Here is a 23,486-nt window from a genome sequence, read left to right as displayed (position 1 = left end):
GGATCCTTGAGTTAGAGTATTAGGTCTGCGTGCAGGCAGACTACTAGAGCAGTATTACAGTGAGTGCTTCGGCACACTTCGGTAAAATACCTCATAGTAATTTTTCTCGGCAATCCAGATCTTTTCGCTTGCTGTCTGTGACGAGATTCCCGGCAATTTCGCGCGAGTTCTCGACACTTTCCTGCCGCGATTTCACGGAGATCTCTTCCCTCGGGCACCTTGAATCACCAGAATCTGGGCATGTCCAATCGCAAACGCAGGCAACGCACCTATGACCATCGACTGAAAGAACTCGTTCGCTCCACCGGCAATATTGATATCGCTCTTCAGCGTGGTGTCCCTCGATCTACGGCCCGAGGCTGGCTGACAAAGAACATGTCCGACGTAATCACCGTCGATGTCTTAGATATGAGTCTGGTAGAACTGCAACGTGAGGTGGTCGCACTGCGTCGTCGCAACGACAGACTTATTGCTTTGCTGCGTCTGATCTTCGTGGTGGCGCGTGCTTAAGCATCAATGGTTTTATTTTCATGAACTGGATTCCGCGCAATCGGTTGAAAACCTGGTGGCTTACTATGTTGAGCAATACAACACGCATTTACCACATTCCGCGTTCCAGGGGCAGATGCCTGATGAGATGTACTTTGGAACGGGGCAAGAGATACCAGGTCTACTGCAGGAAGCACGCGTCGCAGCAAGAAAATTACGAATGGAGTCGAATCGAGTTCAGAGCTGTCGGTCATGTGAGGAACATATTGTCGGCAGTAGTTGAGCGCGAGGTGAGGCGTAGCGGGTGGGATTGGTCAGGCTGTTCGGACGCAGTTTATTGACTCCAGCAGTGACTTCATTCTCAAATCGCTGTCCCAGCATGGAAAAGTCATTTCGTATGACGATGATCCCCTGTGTTTCATTGTCGAACGGACTGAGCTTTTCCCCGGCGCGAGAACTCGCGCGAATATGTCTGGAATGTCATGACAAACAGCAGGGACATGTTTTCGGACTGGAGTTGATTGAGATGTTGTTTTTTAGAGCAGTTGCAAAACATCAGACTACGAAGTTTTGTGACTGGAATCATTCTTGGTGAGGATAATCGAAAGTCAGGCTCTCAGTCTGACAGCCTGCTGGCGCCGAATACTCTGCCATTCGCATTGTGGCCGGATGCGTCGTGTATTGTGTCTCCCGATTCCTTGTCAAAGCGATAGAGCAGTATGGTCTGATCATCGTTCAGCAGGTCAGTATCAGGTGTAAAGAGCCTGCTGTAGCGAGCCCGGTTGGAGATTCGCAGTGTATGCAGGCTTCCTTCAAATCCATGAGCGACCCTGCTGTTTCCCTCGGGAGTGCCGCCCGTCAGAAAGGGTTGTTGCAGGCAGAGTTTAATAATGTCTCTTGCCCGCCGATTGTTCATGCTGTTCATCTTGCGGGTCTCACAGGGGAGTCCGTTCAAGAACAGGACCCACTTTGATCCATCCCACTGACAGGCAACATGAACAGGGCGACTGGTGGCCACGTCTCTGCTGGAAATGGAGGAGACGGGGATTTCCTGGTGCTGCGGATCCAGCAGAGACCAGGTCCAGTATTCCCCCTGGTTGATATGATATTTCAGGTTGAGGGAGCCCCATTGAAATACGGTCTGGTGAGTCAGTTTCTTTGGGGAATCGGGGGTGAGCCAGGCTTCGATGGTAAACGATCCCTCAAACTTGTCCGGGAGTTTCGATTCCAGCCAGTCATCACCATCAAAGTGGATTCCCCGTCTGGTCAGGTGGTTATCCGGTTCCAGTCTGGCCGACCAGTCGGCGCCAAAAATGATTCCATGGTTATGCATGTCACTCAGATCGTGGAGCAGTTCTCCGTTCCCCTGTTCAAAGCGGTATAAGATGACGGTTGATTCATGTTGCGTCAGCAGGGGGGGAGGTTCAAAAGCCGCACCATACATGCTCTCTTCACTGATCCTCAACTGTGAAACATTTCCCTGAAAAGCACGGTGCTGTCGATCTTCAATCAGGGAACCGGTACCAATCCGAAAGAGTGAGCGCAGGTAGCGAGCTTCACGCGGAGATTTCTGCTTTGATCTTTTTTCCGCAGCCTGCCCATCTACAAAAACATTCAGTGAGATTCCGTCAAAGACACCTGCGATATGATGGGAACCGGGGGGAACTTCCCGTGAAAAAGCATGCCAGGTCCATGCTCCTTCGTGGTAATAGACGTGGACGCGATGATTTCTCAGAACGCAGTACATGGCCCGCAGGCGAGAATGCAGATCAAAGATGACTTCGGAGGCTAATGGATCATTCATACTTTCCGGAGAGATGTCTGTCCAGCACTCAATGGTGATTGATTGATCGGGTTTGCGATAACTGAAGGATGTTTCGACTGTATCGTCGATCCCGTCGAAGTGCAGGGAAAAACGGTCCAGACTTTTCAGATCTCTGGTTGTGGGGTTGGGGGTCGCACAGATCCGGAAGCCGGTGATGGCATTACAGGAGTTGGGGAGTCGACCTTCCCGATAAGCGGAACGGCAGGAGAGTGGGTCTTGAATGGCTGAGCCGCCACGCAGAATTCTGTGTGTTCCCGACTTCGGACCGGCAGGATCATTGACGGTATTGGAAAAAGTCTCTTCATTCGAAAAATAGTCGGTGCACCATTCAGCGACATTGCCATGCATGTCATACAGTCCCAGGGCATTTGGCTGAAGCTGCCCACAGGGGTGAGTCTGAGTGGAATCCATCCAGCCATATTGGGATAACTGTGTTTCATCTGCTGGAAACCAGCGGGAAGTTGTTCCGGCACGACAGGCGTATTCCCATTGGGATTCCGCAGGCAGGTCAAATTTGAGCCCGGGGTGCATGCGCGTCAGCCAACCACAGAAATTGCGGGCGTCAAACCAGGTCAGATTTGCGACAGGATGATCGTCGCTGAGTTTGCCTGCCAGATCACTGGCCCAGGTGAGTTGCGGGTTCTTTTGGGATGTATCAAAGTCCGTCCCGCCGCTTCTCTTGCGTTCGGCATCCGTCTGGTAGCGGGTCTGATCGACAAACTGCCGATATTGTTTCCGTGAAATTTCCCGGCGACTCATGTAAAAGGGCCGGGTAATGCGTGCCAGATTCTGGGGCAGGTCAGCCGTCATGACTTTGTGTTGGATTTCACGCTGTGTCGTAGAAGCGACTGTGTTTTTCAACGTTTCATCGAGTGTGCCCATCATGAATTCACCAGGGGGGATCAACTCCATCTCAATTCTGATGTCTGTGTCGAGAGGAATCTCCAGCCGTGGAGGGAGCTTGAGAAAGTCAGCCCAGGCCTGTTGGATTTCCCGGATCCGCTCGGGCGTATCGTTGACCAGGACGGGATCGGGCTGCTCAACAGGCCATTTGAACTGGTTATTCTCTGGAGTTTTGTCGGGATCAAACTCTTCCCACCTGGCACCCTCAATTTTGCCATCCAGACCGTTGCCGCTGAGATCAGGCACGACTTTGCCCGTGTCGGAATCAAAGTGGTAGAGCAGGATGGTTGAGTCGTCGGCAGACAGTGTTTTCTCCGGAGAAAAGTCTTCGATGTAAATGACTCCCTTTGAGAAACGGCACTCGTGAATGAGACCGGCAAAACAGGCTTTTTTCTCAGCGTTGGGACGACCAATCAGGGCAGGGTCCGGGTTGGCTCCAATGTGAATCGGAATCGGCGAATGGTGATGCCGGCGTCTGACGGGATAATTGAGTCCCTGCTTTTTACCGTTGACGAACATGCCGATACTGATGCCGTCGTAAACGGCTGCGAGGTGCACCCGTTTACCGCAGCCGATCTGGTGCGAACGGTTGTGGTTTGCATAGTAGACTCCGTCATGGAAAAAGAATTCCGGCATGGTGCCGTCTTTCAGACGCATGAGGAATCCCGCCGTCTCCGCATTGGAGATGATTTCCATGGTCCGCGGGCGTTCTTCACAGTCCGGGGTCAGCCAGGCTTCGAAAGTGATCGGATCTCCGCTGTCATAGATAAATGGGGTTTCGACAAAATCATCCACCCCGTCAAATCGTAAAACGAGTGGTTTCTGGTTTTCGGTTTTCACGATCGAAGCAGCCGGGGGAGCAACTGGTTTGATGTCGCTGACCTGTTGAGGAGATTCCGTCTCCGCATTCGGGAAAGGCAGAAACAGCATGACACACAGTGCCAGAACTGTCAGAATTGCCAGACCCGCATACATTTTTCTTTTTCGAAGGCTGCGTGCTGAGGGAGGTCTGAGAATGTATTCTAGAGAATCGGTACTTCCCAGCCGATTTTTCAGTGCAGCGGTCACATCCTCTGCAGTAGGCCTGAGTTGCGGATCCTGCTGCAACATGGATCTCAGGAGTCTGCGATCCGTCCGATTTACTTTCTGGAACTGGCTGGCCGGGTTGCTGATTTCCAGTGTTTGAGGATCCCGGTTGAGACCATGGCCGGTGAGTAAAAAATACCAGACGCATCCCAGGGAATAGATGTCTGATTTATCAGTTGCATTTCGCGCTGCATTCCACTGCTCCGGTGAGACAAAACCGATCTGTCCGAATCCCTGGCTGAGTGAGGTTAAACCGAGTCCCTCGGTACTGCTTTCAGGTTGGAAGGCCAGCCCGAAATCAGCGATTTGAACATAGCCTTTGGTATTGATCAGGATATTGCCAGGGTGGATGTCGCGATGGACGATCCCCAGATGGTGCACTGCAGTCAGTCCGGAGGCAACCTGATAAATGATGCCGGCACATGTTTGAGATGGGATCGGAGCCCCAAGTTGCTCCATCCTCTGTTTCAGGTTTTGCCCATCTACGTATTCCTGGACAAAATAGGTGAAGCCGTTTTCTTCGCCTGCGAACAGTGCTTTGACAACATAAGGCGATTCGACCCGCGCCAGCATCTGCGCTTCGCGTTCAAATCTTTCTGACAGATCCTTCCAGTCTTTTTGCTTTTCTGCGTTGATCAGTTTGACGGCTACCGGGCGGATCAGGCGGGTATCATAACCTTTAAACACGCGTCCCATACCGCCGGAACCGATTTCATGTTCCAGCGATATCTGACCAATTGAAAGTGGAGGAACCTTGAGAGTGTTAATCAAGTCGTCAGGCTCGCCATCCAGGCTTTCGAGTTGTTCTCTGCAATCGGAGCACTTACTGAAATGTTCAGTAAGGGAATCGATATGTTCAAAATCGAGTTTTCCCAGATTATAGGCAGATATCGTTGCGATATCCGGGCAGTCAGAGAGGAAAGGATCCACCAGTTTGTGTCCTCAGTACAGTTCAGCAACTTTAAATTAAAGAGCGATTTCTTTAGTTACAGTGTTGATTCCAGGGGGAAGTGTGACATCGAAACAATCGAAAAACGCAACATGTTAAACTTCCCCCAGAAACACGCGAATTTTGTAGAGAGCGCGTGACTGTATTTTACGTACATTGGCGTACGTCAATTCTGTTTCTTTGGAGATGTCTTGCGCAGTTTTTCCAGAGATGAAAACCTGGCGCAATACCCGCTTTTCATTTTCTGATAGCCGTGCGAGTTCAATTAATCCTTCAGCAATATCGCGAGTTTCCTGCACCGTTTCCACTGTTTCATCAATCAGATTATGCAGGTGATTGAGATTATCTGTGCCTCCGGTAGGAGTGATCTGTTTTTTGCGGAAATGATTGGAGGAAACATTTCGCAGGCAGGTTTTGAGCAGTCTGATAAAACTGTGGCGACCATGTTTCAGACGCAGATTATCCGTGTCCATCACCTTGACGACAGCGGACAGCGTTTCCTGGACCACATCTTCCATATCCTGTTTGTTATGCAGGAGACGACTGACCATCCGCAATAAAAGCCACTCTGAAAGTTCCATCAACCTGTTGAGGGAATCAGGGTCGCCCTGGGAAGCATGGTTGATCAGGGTGGTCGAGATTGTATTGAGATTCATGGCCCGGCTGTAAATCATAAGTTTTAAAGCGTTTGGAAAAAATATTCAGAAAACCAGATTAATTGTCACAAGTCTGTCCTGCTTCGATTCCTATTTGATAGGCAGATTCTGTCTGCAACAACCTGCTCATTCAGTCAGGGATTGTTTTTCGAATTCGGTAGGAGTGATCGATACTGATCTTCCATATCCTGTGTTTATACACTTTTGTACCCATGCATAAGGGTTTATGCAAGCTGAAAAAAATGTGTTTTCACGGTCAGCTGTTTTCTTACCAGAAACAGTTGAACCTGCTGGCGAATGTGCTTGAACGGGAACGCAGTTGAGCTTCACGGTTCAAGATACAAGCCTGGATGGATCGTTTAAGGCGTTGGGTGCCTGCCCTTCGAGATTCTGTGTAGCTTCGGGGTCTCGAAGGGTCCTTTTTTAAATTGCGTATTTTCGGATTGTGCATTCATTTTTAAGCGGTTTGAGAAAATCAGGATTTCCTTCACCCGGTCAGGCCTCTCTTTTCGTCATTTCTCCCGCTCTGTTTTTCTCCCGGTGTGAACTAAGGCACTGTGATTCGTGGCCGGCTCAAAGCACTGCGGATGATTTCGACTCGTTTTGTTCAGTAAATTCTTTTTTTGTCACAAATGGAATCTGACATGACACTAGAAGGTAGTGCCATGCAGTCTAATCACTGTTTATGCAATGACTTGTGTTTTTTTTGTCGAGCATGGTCCTCTGATTGGCGTGGTGAGTTTTTTCAGACATTGACTGGGCCTCGCGTGGGGCGAATACGTATTTGAATAGCAGGGAGTGCGGAATGTTAATCCCCTACTGGTTGAACTCATTTCTTTTTCGATACTGTCACAAAGGTCAGGGGGGCAGATCTGTTCGCAGGCTGCGAAGAAGAAATTATTCGCACTCACCGGCGATGATTAAAATCGCTGCTGCTGAACGATTGGAAGAGCGGCTGCTGTTGACGGCAGAGATAGTGAACGTGGCAGGCACGGCTGGGGCCGATCATTTCCTTTTGCAGATGAACCAGGATGGAGACACTCTGGAGCTGCTTAATGGAGAGGCCATCGTCCAGTCTGTTCTGCTTTCAGATGTGGGTGAAATCAATATCTATGGTGGGGCGGGCTATGATACGCTTGAGGTCAATTTAGAATCTGGTCTCCCGTTTCCCCTTGAGGGGATTCATTTTGACGGAGAGGCAGATGGGGGAGCTCTGCTTTTGACGCAAGGGAGTTCTTCGGAAGTCTTTTCCACGATCACGCACACGCTGACAGATCACCAGGCCGGCAGTATATCGATTGACAGCCAGACTGTCAGTTTCAGCAATGCAGAAAAAGTGACGGACCACCTGATTGCCAATTCTCGGCAGTTTATTTATCTCGGGGTCTCTGAATTCATCACGCTTAGTGATGCCGGAACTCCCGACGATGGCGATTCCCGTATCGATTCCACTTCTGGACCGGAGGTGTTTTTTAACAGCACAGTTCAAGAGATTTCTGTGTCGACCGGTACAGGTGCAGATGAAATTCATGTGCAGCGTCTGGATCAGCTGTTTTCTTCCCATTTGAATATACTGGGGGATGAAAGTGATCAGGTTAAACTTGAAGGGCCGGAACTGCACATGGGCGACCACCGGCTCCAGATCACAGGACAGACAATTACGGTCGCTTCCCATTTGAGCAGCGACAGTGGTCAGATCGTTCTGGATGCGGCACGTAATATTGTTCTACAGAATGGTAGTACTCTGGAGACCGTGGACGGTGATCTGACCTTGCTGGCCAACTCCGACGCATCCGCAGTTGGAGATTTTTCGGGAATCACTGCCTATAACACGGCGATCGTTACTACGGGAACCGGTGGCATTTCATTAACAGGCACTGGTGCTAATGATGTTACTTCGCCAGGTTTTCTATCCAATGGCCACAACGGCATTATGCTCTATGCCGGAACCAGCATCAGGTCAACTTCTGCGGAAGCAGACGCCGGTCAAATTTATCTGACCGGTACGGGGGGAGTCGGGATTGATTCCAATAAAGGAATTGCAGCATCGAAAGCCAATATTTCAAGCGTGGCGGGAGATATTGATCTGACGGGAAGGGGGGGGAGCAATGCTGCAGGCGGTTTTAATGATGGAATACTGCTCTCCGACACCACGATCAGCTCAGAGGGGATAGGCTCGGTTGCTGCCGCGATCTCACTGACTGGGGTCGGCGGTTCCGGGGTCATGGGAAATTCCGGTGTTTCGCTGACAGGCACGTATGATGTGACATTCGCTGCCGGTATTCAGAGCATCAATGGTGACATCGCAATCTCTGGTACGGGGGGCGGAGGGGATCACTCTCTGAATAATGTCGGTATTCTGTTGAAGAATTTCAACATCAGTTCCACCGGCACTGGACCTGATGCTGCGACAATCACTCTGATCGGGATGGGGGGGGAGGGGACAAGCTACAATTATGGCGTGTCACTTTATCCATCAATCGGTACATCGAAAGTGACCAGCATCAATAGTATTGATGGTGATATTTATATTTCCGGCCAGGGGGGAGGGCTTACGAACCTGGGCGTAAACATGACCCAGTCACTCGTGTCGTCCAGTGGGGCCGGGGCAGATGCAGCGGAAATTACGATCATTTCCGGGGGGACGTATCTGTTTCGTAATGCGACCAGAATGGAATCTGCTGCGGGCAATATCAATATTTCCGTAAACCAGGATGAAGAAAACCAGTCCAGTAGTTTTGTCATGACCGACAGCTCGCTGATCAATTCCGGGCAGGGCAATCTGCATCTGGACGCCGATGAAGACATTTATTTAACCCGACTGATTTCACAACAGATGGTTCAGGTTGACGCCTCCCAGGGATCCATTTTTGACAATGACGACGAAAATCCGGAAGTCTACGCGAATACAGTCAGTCTGAATGCGATGCATTCCGTGGGAACCGCAGAAAACCCACTGGAAGTCAGCGCGCAGCATCAGACTGCTTCGGGTACGGTTCACGTGACTAATTCTTTTTTCAAAAAACTCATTGGCGTGGGCGATGCTGATTTCAGCACGTCAGGTACATGGACGGCGTCCAACCAGACTCCCACTTCGCAATCGCAGTTAATCGCGTCGGGGACAGACATCGATACCGCAACCTGGATCTTCAGCAACCTGATTCCTGGGATCTATCGACTTTCGGGTTTCTGGATGACTGATGAAAACAATGCCGAGAATGCGGAGCTTTCTGTTTCCGGAATTGCAGGGGGTGAGGTTAAACAATATATCGATCAGCGCCGGCTGTCAGCAGATCTGACTGACGGTAATGTCTCCTGGCAGGATCTGGGATTCTTCGTGGTAGACGCGGATGGGACCATTGCTGTCTCACTTTCAGATAATCAGGCGAATGGAAATGTCGTTGCAGGTGCGATGCGCATTGAAAAGATGGACAGCCTGGTTTCCATCACTGGTGTTGAGGTTGATGAAGATTCTGGGACTGCTGAATTAACCGTGACTTCCAGTCAGGCCGTTGGCAGTTCCTTCTCTCTCAGCTATGTCACCATCGACCGCACTGCCACTGCGGGAACTGATTACACCGAGACCAGCGGGACCCTTGATTTTATGGGAACGACGGACGGCGAATCTCACACGATCATCGTTCCATTGATTGATGATTCCAATCTGGAACTGACAAAGATGTTTCAGGTTGCATTGAGCGATCTCTCTGCGGAAGCCAATCTCGCACTGGTGCATGATCTGGCAACTGTGGTCATCAGAAATGATGACGGGGTCGTGATTGCTGAAGATGCAGGCGAACAGATCATCCAGTTAGATGATATTTCTGCATTAGACAGCAATTCGCAGGTGATCGCAGTATCAGCAGTCAGTGGTGACTCGTCACTGATCCTGCAACCGATCGTGGAATTCACTCCAGGCAGTTCCTCAGCCACCCTGAAGTTTAGGCCGGAACAGGACGCCCATGGTTCAACGCAGATGATGGTAATCACAACGGATGATCAGGGCAACCAGGTAACCAGTACCATTCCAGTCCTGGTTCAGTCTGTCAATGATCCTCCGGTTGCCATCGATGACACATTTTACATTAATGAAAGCAGTGACTTGGCAGCGGTGAATGTATTCGCAGCTAATTCTAGCAGTGCCGATCATGATCCGGATGGACAGCCCTTTGTCGTCAGTGCCGTACAGGGAGGGCGTGTGGGGACACTGTTTATACTCACTTCAGGAGCATTGCTTACAATCGACTCAAACGGCGATTTGAATTATGACCCTCATCAGCAGTTTGAATCACTGGCGGAAAATGAATCGGCAACCGACAGTTTTACCTACACTATATCGGATACAGACGGGGCTACCTCGGTCGCAACAGTAACTGTGGTCATTTCGGGCGAGAACGATGCGCCTGTGGTGAGTAATTCGATTGTCATGACGTATTCGGAAGACGATGCGGTCGACAGTCTGAATCTACTTTCTGACGCTTCTGATCCGGATGTGAGTGACAGTCTGGGAATCAGTAACCTGGTCTGGTCGGGTGATGCCGGCGGAGTCTCTGTAAACGGTACGACGCTGACGGTAGATCCCGGTTACTTTAACGCTCTGTCGTTAGGCGAGACAGCCGTACTCAGCGGTACGTATGAGGTGGTCGATTCACAGGGGGCTGCTGTTGCGCAGAGTGTGACGCTGACCTTTGAGGGGGCAAATGATGCGCCTGTAGCGGGCGATGCGATCGCAGTGAACTATTCCGAAGACGATGCGGTTGGCACGCTGGACCTGCTGAGGGATGCCTCCGATCCAGACACAAGTGACAGTCTGGGAATCAGTAACCTGGTCTGGAGCGGTGACGCCGGCGGGGTTTCGGTGAACGGTACAACGCTGACGGTGGATCCCGGCTACTTTAACGACCTGGCGGCCGGTGAGACAGCCGTACTCAGCGGCACATATGACGTAGTCGATCCGCAGGGGGGCGTTGTTGCACAGAGTGTGACGCTGACCTTTGAGGGGCAGAACGATGCTCCTGTGGTGAGCGATTCGATTGCCGTGACATATTCGGAAGACGATGCGGTTGGCAGTCTGGACCTGCTGGAGCATGCCTCCGATCCGGATACGGGCGACAGCCTGGGGATCGGCAATCTGGTCTGGAGCGGTGACGCCGGCGGGGTTTCGGTGAACGGTACAACGCTGACAGTGGATCCCGGCTACTTTAACAGACTGGCGGCTGGGGTGTCGGCAGTACTTACCGGGACCTATGACGTGGTCGATGCGCATGGTGTTTCGGTTACTCAGAGTGTGACCTTAACCTTTGAGGGGCACAACGATGCTCCTGTGGTGAGCGATTCGATCGCTGTTTCGTATTCTGAAGACGATCAGCCAGTGAGTATAGATTTATTATCACAAGTTTCAGACCCTGACTCAGGGGACCTGCTGAGCATCACTAATCTGATCTGGAATGGCAATGCAGGTGGTGCGACGTTATCTGGAACGATGCTGAATATTAATCCCGGATACTATAACGGGTTGGCTGCGGGGACCAGTGAAACAGTATCTGGTTCTTTTGATATCAGCGACGGGAAGGGAGGGACCGTTTCTCAAACTGTGACCTTCAGCATCGCTGGTGCGAATGACGACCCCTCAGTTGTAGATTCTATCAATATCACATTCGCAGAAGATGCCCCAGTCGCTACTGTAGATCTCTTGGTGGGAAGTTCCGATCCTGATGCGGGTGAAGTATTGGCCATCAGGAATCTTACCTGGAGCGGTAATGCAGGTGGCATTGTCGTTGAAGGGACCGAACTGCAGGTTGACCCTGGTTATTATGATTACCTGATCCAAGATGCTACAGAGGTGATTACAGGTTCGTATGAAATCATTGATTCGGCCGGAAGTGCGGTGTCTCAAACCATTTCTCTGACCATTACAGGGCTGACCGATCCTGCAGAAATCTTTGGCCAGATAGTCGTTACGGATCAGGTGCTTGACTATCACGATACGGTGTCGTTCTCTCTCACTGGAGCCGCAACGTTTCTGGGGTCAGTGACAGCGGCTTCGACTAATCAGGAGATAATCTCTGATCAGGATATTAGCTTAACTTGGGAGGGGGGAGACCTCCGGGTTGGAATCAATCATCAGTCTGATGATTATGGTCTGAGCGTGATCAGGTTATTTTCAGATGGGGAAGTTGTTCATGAATTCTCTGTGATTGTACTGCCTCCAGAAACTGTTACACAACAGCAGGCAGGTAGTTTGAACCTCGGGTTTGATTTTGAAGAAATACCCGCGGAGGGGGCCAGTGCTGACGAAGAGTTAGATCCCACAACAATCATCAATGTGTCTTATAACGATCGGGCTCTCGCGTATCTGGTTGCCCATGGCCATGTCAGCACGGGGGATGCGATGCGTCTGGCGAATCCCGTACGACGAAGATCGTATTACGATTCCTCAGAATTAGAAGGCATTTCCCTCGAAACTCTTCACTCGCCTGCTGGTGATACCGGGACCGAAAGGCAGACTACTCAGCGTCAGACTATCTATGGTGGTATTTCAGAGAATGTTGAGGGGGGCGGTTCAGGGACTGGTGAACCAGATGAGTTTGATAAGTTTGCTCAGGTAGTGCAGCAGGCATCAAACATCACAAAGGTTATTGAAAGTACCGAAAAAGATCCGATTGATAAGCTGGCTAAAGTCTATTTAGTTCCTAGCGTGGGAGTCATTGTCAAACAGGTATTCATAGCCGTAGACAAAATAATTGATGCTGCAGACAAAGATAACAATATTGACTTAAGTGCTTCTGGAGAACTTGTTGGTGGAGTCACTGATCTGACCATTGAAATGTGCGAATTAGCGATCGCGATTTCAGTAAAGAAGAATCCGGTGAAAACCGCTTTTCAAACTGTTCAGTTTATAAGTGCGGCAACCAATTTAACTAACACTGTACGGCATATGATCGATAGTGCCCAGACTGGTAAAGTTGTGGAAGCGGCCTTGGAGTCACCAAATCAGGTGGTTGAAGAGTCTGTCAGACTCGTGGCTGAACTGGGTGAGAAAACCGGGCTTAACGAACTTATGACCAAATCCTCAGCCACGCGTGATTTAGGCAACAACTTAAAGGGGTATGTCGCAGGGTCGGCTGAGTCTGGTGATGTCTTGGCTGCGGGGGCACAAACTTATCAGAAGGTGGCGGTGGCAAAAGAGTATATTGATACAACAACGCAAATTGCCGAGCATATCGAAGATATCTGGAATGAACTGTTTGGTCCGGACGATCTTTATATTGACAAAGATGGAATCGAACGTAGCTGGAGCGCTGATCAGACGCGCGGATTGACTCAAGGGAGGAACCATGAAAATGTGACAACAGGCAGTGGTAACGACAAGGTAATTACCGGGTCAGGAAATGATAAGGTTGAGACCAATGCAGGTGACGACAACGTTAATGTAAAAGAGGGGGATAATCGTGTTGATACCGGCTCTGGAAATGATATCGTCAGGGATGGTAGTGGTGACAGTTTTATTCGAACCGGTAAAGGGGCTGACTTCGTTGAAGATCTTGGCGGGAATGATCGTATCGATCTCGGAAAGGGAATTGACGAACTCGTATATCCAACACGAAACATCGGTCGGGATCTGCTGTTTGATTCCGGTCGATCAGGTACGATTCGTCTTCAGGCAGTCGAACGAAATGAAATCTCGTTACTCAAACAGGGAGACGATCTGACCATTTCAGTTGCCGATACGGGGGGACTGCTGAACGACCAGATTCGCATTGTGGACTTTTTCCGAAACCATGAGACAGATTGGACTGTCGTTACGCAGGATGGCACACCTCTCGATCTCCGCAGGGAAACCGGCCAGATCCGTTATGAACATGCGGCAGAACTGGCCTTGAGAACTTATAGTGACATTTCAACCTACAAAGACTCTCTCCCGGCTGACCTGGCGCATTATAAAACGATTAAAGATCCTATTTCCGGTCTGCATGCCGAGGTCTTTGTCCATCAATCAGAAGTGGGGCAGGCTCCCACTCAGATTTACGTCTCTATTCAAGGGACATTTTTTCTGGATGTACGCGACCTGGTCGCGGACCTTACTGCAGGTCGCTATCAGGCTACTGCCTTGATCAATGCGCTGGATGCGGAGTTCACTCCTGAGCAACTGAAATCCATAACGTTTTTCGGGCAATCATTGGGGGGGCCGGTAGGACAATGGGCTGGCGTTCATTACGCCGCACACAATGTGCCATTTGTCAACGTGATCACCCTCAATTCGCCCGAAATCTCAGGCCTGATAGAGACCGTGATCCGCGATAAAAATCCCGGGTTCAGTCCGGGTTTCGAGAATCTTTCTACCACACATATCGTCGACTTAAATGATTATATATCTAAAATAGGCTGGTGGTCAGGTGACGGGCTGGGGACATCAACGTGGGTCACCTGGGAACATCCCGAGCACAGGCCCGGCGGGATTCCTGTGATCAGCGATCTGTTACAGACGCATACTCCCCCGATCACCGATTTCACGGAAGGTGAAGTTGAATTCACCGTACTCACACCTGAAGCCGTGCAGAAGCATCTGAGGTTCGAATCGGTTGAAGATACGACGCATGGCTTGATCCGGGTGAATGAGTTGACCAGTGCGACTCTGTCTTTCTTCGAAATTCTGTTCCCGGATCAGACTCTGGATTTTGAGAGTATTCAGACACAGAATGAAACATGGGACAGTGATTATGTCGATCGGTTATCTCCAGAGAATCTGACGTTAGCGACGTATTCACGCAAATTTGATTTTGGTACGACTCAAAGTAACCTCGCTCAAGGTTATGAGCGGGTGACTGACCAGACTTTGTATGTTCCAGGACAGGCACTGTATGGCTGGGAACAGATCACCGACGACATGAATGCCGTCGATCGTGGCCGGGCAACTTCTGAAAATCGTGATTTTGTTGCCACGCAGGGCAATACCTTTATCGTAGATCTCAGTGGTAGCGGGATCGACTTGTCTCAACCGCGGACTTATAACGTCTCATTCACGACTGGAGACCGTGATCAGCTGCGTGAATCGATGGTCTACTATGTCAATGGATTTCATTACGAAACCATCGTAACCATGCCCGGGCAGTTCCTGACACATGGGATGCAGCTGACCACATCCGACAGCAAGTTGACGTTCACGATCAAGGACCGTGGTGGAAACAGTGCCAAAGCCATCATCAATTCACTGTCGATTGAGTTGGTTGCTTTTGGCAGCCCCGCACCGGAAACAACTGTCATTCGAGACGATCCTTCAGTCGTGGTACTGACACATGGATATACAATACCGAGTGGTGTTGCAGCTATTGCTGACGTCATCAAGGAGACTGTCAAGGAAACGATTGCGGCTGCAAAGGATGTCTACGCTGTAGCCAGTGCTTTCAAAAGAGGAGGGAAAGTATTAGCCATACTGAAGGCGACGGAGATTACACTCAGGCGGGTCAAAGAGGCGTTGGAAAAGGATGATGACAGTGTCCGCGCGAATTCGCGCGTCCACGATTGGGTATTTGATGCAGCAGAGTCATTTGCGACAATGAGTCAGCGATTCCGCTTGGGGAAACTCGATGCCAATGTCATCCCGGTTGAATTCGACAAAGTCCTTGATGCAATCAATGCGGGGAAATCAGGCGAACAGCTTTTGAAATACTGGAAGGGCAGCAGAGATTTCCTCGCGCTCGACTGGACAGATGAGTCGAGCGATGGATCAGGAATCTTTGAGATCAATGATTTTGATGAAATTGCGCATCGTAACGCGGTGGAGACAGGAGCATTCATCTATCACAAGCTGTTACAGGCCTGGATTGATAAGCTGCAGGGAGATGACCCGGAACTCAAGCTCGACGTACTCCTGGTCAGTCACAGTTATGGTTACAATGTGAATCGCAAGCTTGCTGAACGGTTGAGTTACCACAAGATTGCGGATGATATTGACTACCTGAAGGTAGTCGCCTTGGATCCGGTGTCCATGAAACCGGATGAATTAGTAGGAGCCAAACGCGAATCAGATCGCTTGAACTGGTATCATCCTGAACTGACTCCTGAAGTAGACGCCGTAACAAATTACTACCAGACCAAGGGGGTTTTCCATACCAAATTTACCAGTGTTGCACTGGCCGGCGGCCAGATTGGGGCTGCGATCCATGAACTGGCAGGCAGGATTGAAGATCAGATCGTTTTCGGCCGGCCCCTCGATGGTCGCGAAGGTGGAGGTAGTGCAGGGTTCTATAACCGTCAGGCGCGTATTTTCGATCTTGATAGTCTAGATGAAATTTTGCGTTTCCGTCACTGGGATCCTAACGAAGTTGAATTATCTTCGGCTGAATTGACTGATATTGAATTCAGCCGCGATGGTTCATTGGTAGCAGCTTCCGGCAAGGATGGAATTGTTACCGTCAGGTATGTAGACGATGTTTCTGCAGAAGACTGGGATCAGCCGGGAAATCCTCCTGTTGCGGGGGACGTAAAATTTGTTGTTTGGGGACAGGAAGCGATTGTACGTTCTCTGGCCTTTGTTGAGATGGAAGTTGATGGAGAATGGAAAGAATTTCTGCTGACAATCAGTGCGGCGCGCAACTCAGAGAATACGGATATCGATAAAAATAAGGTCCTGTTGACTGATGTTGAAACAGGCCTGCCGGTCTGGCAGGGAAGAGATATTCAGGGGACTCAGGTCGAAGCCAGCCCGAGTGGAAAAACGATAGTTTCCACGGATGCCAACGGGAACGCAAAAATCTGGATCCGGGATGACGAATCTCTGACTTTTGAAAAGCACGGTGATATCGTAGAAGCACACCCGGGACAGGGGGGGGCCTACATTACTGACGTCTATGTGATTAACGATAAGTATTTTGTCACGGCTGGAGGCCCCACTAAAAGAGTCAAGCTGTTCGAGATTACCGATGATGGTGCAAAGCAGGTCGATGTGGTTCCGTTTGACAATCCTGGTGAAGGGAAAGTGCGTAACCTGGATTATGATCCCTATAATGGGATCCTGGCAGTAGCCGCCGGTCAACAGCTCTCCTTATGGAAACTCGACCGGGAGCTCGGGAAACTGGTATCGCTTTCGGCAGAAGCGAGTTCATCACATGAAAAGTTCGTCATTGCCGATCACGTTGGAGCGATTCAAGGGATAGCATTCAGCAAACCAGATTTCCTGCTCGATGAGCAGGGGGGGTATCACGGAGACAGAGTCATCACACTGGATGGGCAGGAATACGAAATCGAGCGGCATCCCGAAGGAGATATTGATGTTGAAAAACTATCAGCGTTACTGGCGGCTCACGGAAAAAACAGTTTGACCGGGCTGCAACTGGTTACTGGAGGTGAAGATCGCACGGTATTTCGTTATGCACTGGATAGGCTGGACATCGGCAGCGTTCAGGAAGAGACTGTCATTTCAGGAGCAATGCTTCCCATTCGGGAAATTGCACTCAGCCCTGACGGTTCACGAGTGGCGATTGTGGGACAGGACAATACGGATTCCGATTACGGTGGTCCGGTCAAGGATATTGATGTCACCAGTATGATCGATAAAAGACTGGGCTTCAGTCTGTCAGAGCTGTTCATTGGCGGATTACGTGAGCACAACGAGGTGCCGAAGTACTATCTGGAGGATGTACTGAGTACAGAAGGTGAATCCTACTTCTGGCAGCGAAATAATGAAGCAGCCAGCCGCCCCGGGGACCTTCCTAAGGATCGCAATCTGGCATTGCCGCCCAATAAACGTGATAACAAACCTGATGTGGATGTGGCTCCGATTGAACTCTATGTCCGTCCGGGAAAAGAGGTCGTTATCAAACCTCTGCAGTATCTGCTTGAAGTTGACCGGACAGATTATACCTCCACCAATACCATCGATGATGTCACCGTAGTGTATGATAAGGATGATAATGCAGTAGGTGAGATTCGAAATAAGAAGAGTGGTGGAAAAACCCTGCCCAATGTGTTTATTTTCCAGGCATACGACGAAACCGACGGTCTTGATTTTTCAGATCCCGCTCGCCGCGAATATGTGGGGCTGTTTAACTGGGACTATGCAGGTCTCTTCAATTCAGAAGGAGAGCAAAGAACCGGATCAGCCGTGATCAAGTTCCGGATTATCAATCATCAACCAATTGCTTACACTGACGTAATCGAACTGCACCCCGGACGGAGTGTGACAGATTTTCGGCCGCGGAAGAACGATTACGATTTTGATAACGATGATTTTGGCCTGATTCCTTTTCCAGCTGAAAAACAGGATCTCATTTACGTGTTGGAATCCGGTCAGCAGTATACGGTGGGGACGGTACGGAGAACGCCGGGCAATCCAGCAGGGTCAGGAATCGATATTGATGTAACCATCTCGCACGAAGATCTGGAAGATCTGTTGATTCTTGTGGGGCAGGATTCCATTACTGTAGAGATTTCCTACCAGGTACAGGAAAAGAAATATAAAGCAATTTCGGAAGGAACCATCAAGGTTCAACTGCAACTGCAAAGTGGTCCTACGGACGTTTATAAGAGCGAACTTGGTGCTGACCAGGTTCGAATCAATTGGCAACCTGTTTCCTGGAATGCGGATAAATATGTGATTCAGCAATATGATTCACAACTGATGGACTGGGTTAAGTACGCCGAGGTGCAGGGCAAAAATGCCGATTCAAAGCTTGTTGCGCTGGACCCGGATGTCGATGAATACTGGTTCCGTGTTGTGGCTGTCAATGAATATCGCCGCCATGCCAGTTATGAAGGAGATGGTCCTGGTGGGCTTCAAGTTGTACCTCCAGAGTATGTCAGCCCCAGTCATGTTGTGATGGAAGTACAGGCTCCAGGAAAAGTGGAAGTCGCCTGGGACAAGGTCTTCTGGAACGCCGGTAAATATCTCATTGATCTGTATGAGGTTGTAGAGAATGAAAATGGTGAGTTGATTACGGTTCCCGGTGATCAACAGTATGAATTCAATCCGGAATTCAATAAGCATAAGGAAGTGGACGCTGGAGAGTCGGCATCGGTGGTCTTTAAAAATCTTACGCCTGCACGAACTTACTTTGCGAAAGTAACAGCCAAACGTGGTGATCTCGAATTCAGCAAGTACGCAGATTATCCTGTAACCACCAGTAACAAGGAGATTCCAGGCGGAATCAATATCGTGAACCTCGGTCCCAGGAAGGTCAAGGTTTCATGGGCTACCGTCGGATATGCTGAAAAGTATCGCGTTGTTGCGATGGATCCGATGCAGCCACTGGATGCGAATCGAATTGTTGAAGTCACTGGTGCCGGATCCGGAAATGCGCATTCGGCTGTTCTGAGCGGGCTTTCTCCAGATACATCTTACGTGGTGATTGTAGAGGCCAAAGACAACAAGAGCGGTGATTGGGTTTCAGTGGCTTCATTGGATTATCCTCCTGTCGTCATTACCAATGAAGATGCACAGGGGACCGGCAGTCCTGTAGAAGTTGACGGAGTCGGTACAACCGAATTTATACTCCTTCAGGATTTTGATTCAACGTTACGGCTTCCATCTACAGAGGGACTATTTGTCGAAACTCAATTTTCGATTGTCAATTTGAGCAATCATGAGTTCACAGTTGAATCAGCCGATGGGAGAAACATTAACTTTCTGGGAGAAGAAAGTAACAGTCATACCTTTACCCCGGCAATCGCTGCCCGCGCGATCGACTCTGAAGACAGGGCGGGAGGGGGCATCATCGTATACCATTTCGTCACAATTGATCCCCTGGATAACGGAACCGTAATCTGGAAAATTGAGTCCGGCGACAATACCAGTAAGGCACGTTTGATTCAGACTCCGGAATTTCATGCCATCGAAGAGGGCTCGTTTGAAGTAGACTCGGTACAGTCATTTCCCAAGCGACCTGTGATTGTGTGGAATACACCTTTCTGGCAGGTAGATCGACATAAGCTTCAGGTGTTTGAAGTTGTACTCGATGGGGAAGATCAGCCGGTTCGCGATGCCAACGGTAATTACCTGCTGGGACGGGAAATTGAAGACCAGCGAGTCAATAAGCAGGTCGACTCCAGTTCTCCTGTTGAAAGGTCACATCAGTTTAAAGGCCTGTCTGCTGGTACGTCTTATGTGGTCAGAATTACGACCTTTGGAGAGAGAACTGTCAGCGAAGAGTTTCTCATGGAAACGACTTCACAGCAATCACCAACGAATGTTCTTTACAGAGATCTCACCCTTAACGGATTCACTGCGACCTGGACCGAGGTGAAATGGAACGTGCAGCAGTATCGTGTCAGTTTTGCGGAGGTGGGGGCCAATGGAGAAGTTGATGAATCAACGCGTGAATATCGATATGTCAATAATGACAAGAGCTCGAAAGTCATTGATGGACTGAAGTCGGGTGTTATGTATCAGTTTACAGTCGAGGCCCGTACTGCCGATCCTGATGCAGAAACGGAATGGATTGCCAATACTTCCGAGAACATCACGACGGTTACGATTCTGTCTGCGGACAAATTATCAATTTCGGGACTGAAACTGGAAGCGGCTCATAACCGCCAGCTCGATTTAAGTTGGACCGCACTGGGCTTTACCCCTGAATCGCTCTATTTCGAGTACGCTCCGCCAGGTTCCGGTAACTGGGTGGCTGTCCCGGGAGGGACTGTCAATAATGTCTCAACGACCACTAAAACGCTGGAGGGCCTGGGACTCAATACCTCTTATGACATTCAACTGGTGGCGACTGTGACCGATTCTGCCGGGACAACGCACCACATTCGCAGTAATCAAATTACCGAATCAACAGAATGGAGTATTATCGATTTGGACCGTATTACGGAAACGGAAGTCCGCGTTCAATTTCCCAGGGTCGCAACGTCTACTAAATATGACATTTTTGTGTACCTTGCCGGAGATGATACTCCGTATCAGAGTAAAACGGGACTTGATGATGGCCCGGCCGATCCCCGGTTTACGAATGTGGAATTATTGAAGCCCGATACCGCTTATGAAATTGAGGTTGTGGCCAGAGACGGCAGTACTGTGCTGGGGACCACGCAACGCAAAGGATTCTCAACCACGCCGATGTCTGTTGTGACGGGACTGACAACAGCGAATCCAACGGAGTATTCCGTAGACGTCTCCTGGGATCCGTTGAACTGGACCCCGGACAATCAGTATCTTGAGGTGAAACGTTCCGACAGTGATGACTGGACGGCTATTTCACGGATCAGTATTGGTAAGAGCCAGACCAGTATTACTGTGACGAACCTGGATAACAATGTTTCTTACGATTTCCGGCATGTCGTGGCAGTCAACACAAAGACTGGTGAAGAGACTCGGAATAGCTCTGTAGAGTCAGAGACTACCGGACATGCAGTATTGAATCTGACAAACGTCACTGTGACAGGCAAGCGTCGCATGTTTGTGGAGTGGCAAGAGATCACCTATCCTGCCTCGCGTCTGGAAATTCAGGTGTTACAGGTCGATGAAAACGATAATCCCATCAATGGTGAAGACTGGCACAAAGCGTCCTCGGGAGGCACGATTACAGATGTGTCCCGAACTTCAAAAGAAATCTCGGAACTAGTGCCTGGCGCCCATTATCGTGTTCGCGTCGTTGCGTTTTCAGATACATTCCAGAATCCCGTTATCAGCAACGAACTCAGCAGGACAACCGAAGCTTTCCCTGTAATAACGGGTCTGGATGTATCGAATCGCAAAATTGACGGTGCGACTGTCGAATGGACACGACTGGAAACGCTGGACAATGATGCTCATGTAACAAAGAACGTGATTGAAGTTTATCTGAACGGTTCCCTGGTCTCAGATTCTGATGAAGCCGGGGCCGGCAGCGGTGCAAAACAATCTCTGAAGATCAGCGGGCTGGCTTCCGCAACTCAGTACGAATTCAAGGTTGTTTCCTACAACGGTGATATCAAACTGTCAGAATCCGCACTCTATGAGTTCACTACGTTATTTAATGGTGTGTCCGTTGATGAAGAATCACCTTACTCTGCTCAAGCGAACTGGCCTCAGTTTGCTGGCTCATCCGCCACGGATTATCGGATCAGGGTGCTGGAGCCAGGAACAGATAATGTCATTTCTGAAAAAACGGTAAATATCGGTTCCGGTTTCAGAAAATCAACTATAGATGGTTTAACACCAGACACTCCCTATGAAATGCTGGTTGAAGTGCTGAAGAATCAGACTGTCTTATCCTTCTCGAATCGTGCCGCATTCCGGACCACTCCTGCAGGTTTATCGGGCGTCAACGTGTCCGAAGTTCGTCGATTCTCAATGGATATCGGGTGGAACAGTGTCTCGGAATGGGCCAACTGGACCAAAGTCCAATGGCGCAAGGCCGGAACCTCTTCCTGGAACGGATCCGGCAGTCTTTCCGGGACACGAACCGCTTATTCAATTACCGGTTTACAGAATAATACACAGTATGAAATCAAAGTCTCGGCTGGTGGAAATGGACTCAATTACGAAGTTTCGTTGACAAAAACGACACCTGATTTTGTGAAGCCGTCTGCACCAGGATTTACGGACGTGCAAACGCGACAGCTTACGATAAACTGGACACACAATGATCCGGCAGGGGCTCCTGACAGCTATGCCATTTTGAGAAACGGGCAGAAGATTGCCGAGGTGGGCAGCAATGTGCGATCATATACGGACACTGGCTTGACATCCGGCACCAGTTATACATATATGATTCGCGCCAAGTATGCGTTAAAGAATATCGATGGAACATCGGCAACCCGTTCGACATTAGCTGTTAATCATGTTGCGGCGACGATTACGGGAATTTCAAATGTAAGATCGAAAAAAGTGGATATTTCCTGGAGCTTTGCCGGTGATATCAGCGAGGTGGAAAAATTCACAATCCATCGTAACAACAGCTCTAAAGATCAACTTAGTCTGACAAATCCGGCGAACTATCCAGGACAGACTTCATTTAAGAAAGAAATTGACCGGAATGCGGACGCGCGATGGTGGATTTTCGTACGAGTTCGCTTTAAGGATGGCACAATTGTTGACAGTGTCTTGATTCAGCTGCCATGATTGATTTGATGGCAGTCAATGGGAGACCGGCGCCGAATCGGAGTTGACTCTTGAGTTTTTATGTTACAGAAACTCGGTTTATATCAGTATGTACCCAGGGTTTGTAAGGTGCCAAAACAAACAGAGGATGAGACCATAAGCAACTACGATTTCATCATCGTTTTCACCAGGGGGAAGCGGTGTCTGGGTAGGCGCTTTACCTGCCTCCAGCTTGGCCCAGTATCCTCGTGGTGGCCGGGGGGGCTGATGACGCTTGCAGAGTTTGGCCAGACCGACATCAGTGCTGTTTGTCACGACATTCCCTACAAATTCGCGCGAGTTCTCGACACTCTCATACCACCATATCACGAAGATCTCTTCCCTCGGGCACTTTGATTTGCCAGAATATATGTATGTCCAGAATCAAACTCAGATAACCCACTGCTGAACTAAGCAGACAGGTTCTGCCCGGCTAAAAAGAAATGAGCTGTCCATTTCTGGACAGCTCTTTGTCTATGGAGGCGGCGGGTGTCGCTCCTGAGGGAGATTTTCAAGCTG

The 23,486-nt window shown here is 49.7% G+C and carries 5 protein-coding genes and 1 pseudogene; 3 read left to right on the top strand and 3 right to left on the bottom strand.

Annotation, left to right across the window (positions count from 1 at the left end; genetic code table 11):
* Positions 1 to 240: 240 nt before the first annotated feature.
* Positions 241 to 510 carry a hypothetical protein gene (locus Enr10x_RS13795; RefSeq protein WP_145449989.1) on the top strand — a complete coding sequence of 90 codons (270 nt, stop codon included), beginning with the start codon at positions 241 to 243 and terminating at the stop codon, positions 508 to 510.
* Between the two features lie 595 nt (positions 511 to 1,105).
* On the opposite strand, the gene Enr10x_RS13790 is transcribed toward Enr10x_RS13795, so the two are convergent.
* The 3 genes from Enr10x_RS13790 to Enr10x_RS30290 all read right to left on the bottom strand — a co-directional run bounded on the left by Enr10x_RS13790 (position 1,106) and on the right by Enr10x_RS30290 (position 8,909).
* Complete coding sequence (locus Enr10x_RS13790) at positions 1,106 to 5,074, bottom strand: protein kinase domain-containing protein (RefSeq protein WP_145449986.1); 3,969 nt, start codon at positions 5,072 to 5,074, stop codon at positions 1,106 to 1,108.
* 273 nt (positions 5,075 to 5,347) lie between these two features.
* The gene (locus tag Enr10x_RS13785) at positions 5,348 to 5,908 is read right to left on the bottom strand and encodes an RNA polymerase sigma factor (RefSeq protein ID WP_197995014.1); all 561 of its coding nucleotides are present in this window, start codon (positions 5,906 to 5,908) and stop codon (positions 5,348 to 5,350) included.
* 2,827 nt (positions 5,909 to 8,735) lie between these two features.
* On the bottom strand, positions 8,736 to 8,909 hold the full coding sequence (locus tag Enr10x_RS30290; RefSeq protein ID WP_232093389.1) for a hypothetical protein: 174 nt from the start codon (positions 8,907 to 8,909) through the stop codon (positions 8,736 to 8,738).
* Here Enr10x_RS30290 and Enr10x_RS30640 point away from each other — a divergent pair.
* Together Enr10x_RS30640 and Enr10x_RS13780 are read left to right on the top strand one after the other, a co-directional pair.
* Positions 8,835 to 9,665 (top strand): annotated as a pseudogene (locus tag Enr10x_RS30640) (Calx-beta domain-containing protein); the annotation flags it as partial. The gene Enr10x_RS30290 and the pseudogene Enr10x_RS30640 sit on opposite strands and share 75 nt — an antisense overlap.
* A gap of 18 nt (positions 9,666 to 9,683) precedes the next feature.
* Positions 9,684 to 22,949, top strand: a complete 13,266-nt coding sequence (locus tag Enr10x_RS13780) for a fibronectin type III domain-containing protein (RefSeq protein WP_232093388.1) — start codon at positions 9,684 to 9,686, stop codon at positions 22,947 to 22,949.
* Positions 22,950 to 23,486 lie beyond the last annotated feature (537 nt).

This window comes from Gimesia panareensis (assembly GCF_007748155.1).
GTDB lineage: Bacteria > Planctomycetota > Planctomycetia > Planctomycetales > Planctomycetaceae > Gimesia > Gimesia panareensis.
The sequence above is the reverse complement of the archived record's forward strand: the minus strand, read 5'-3'. Positions and strand labels throughout refer to the sequence as shown.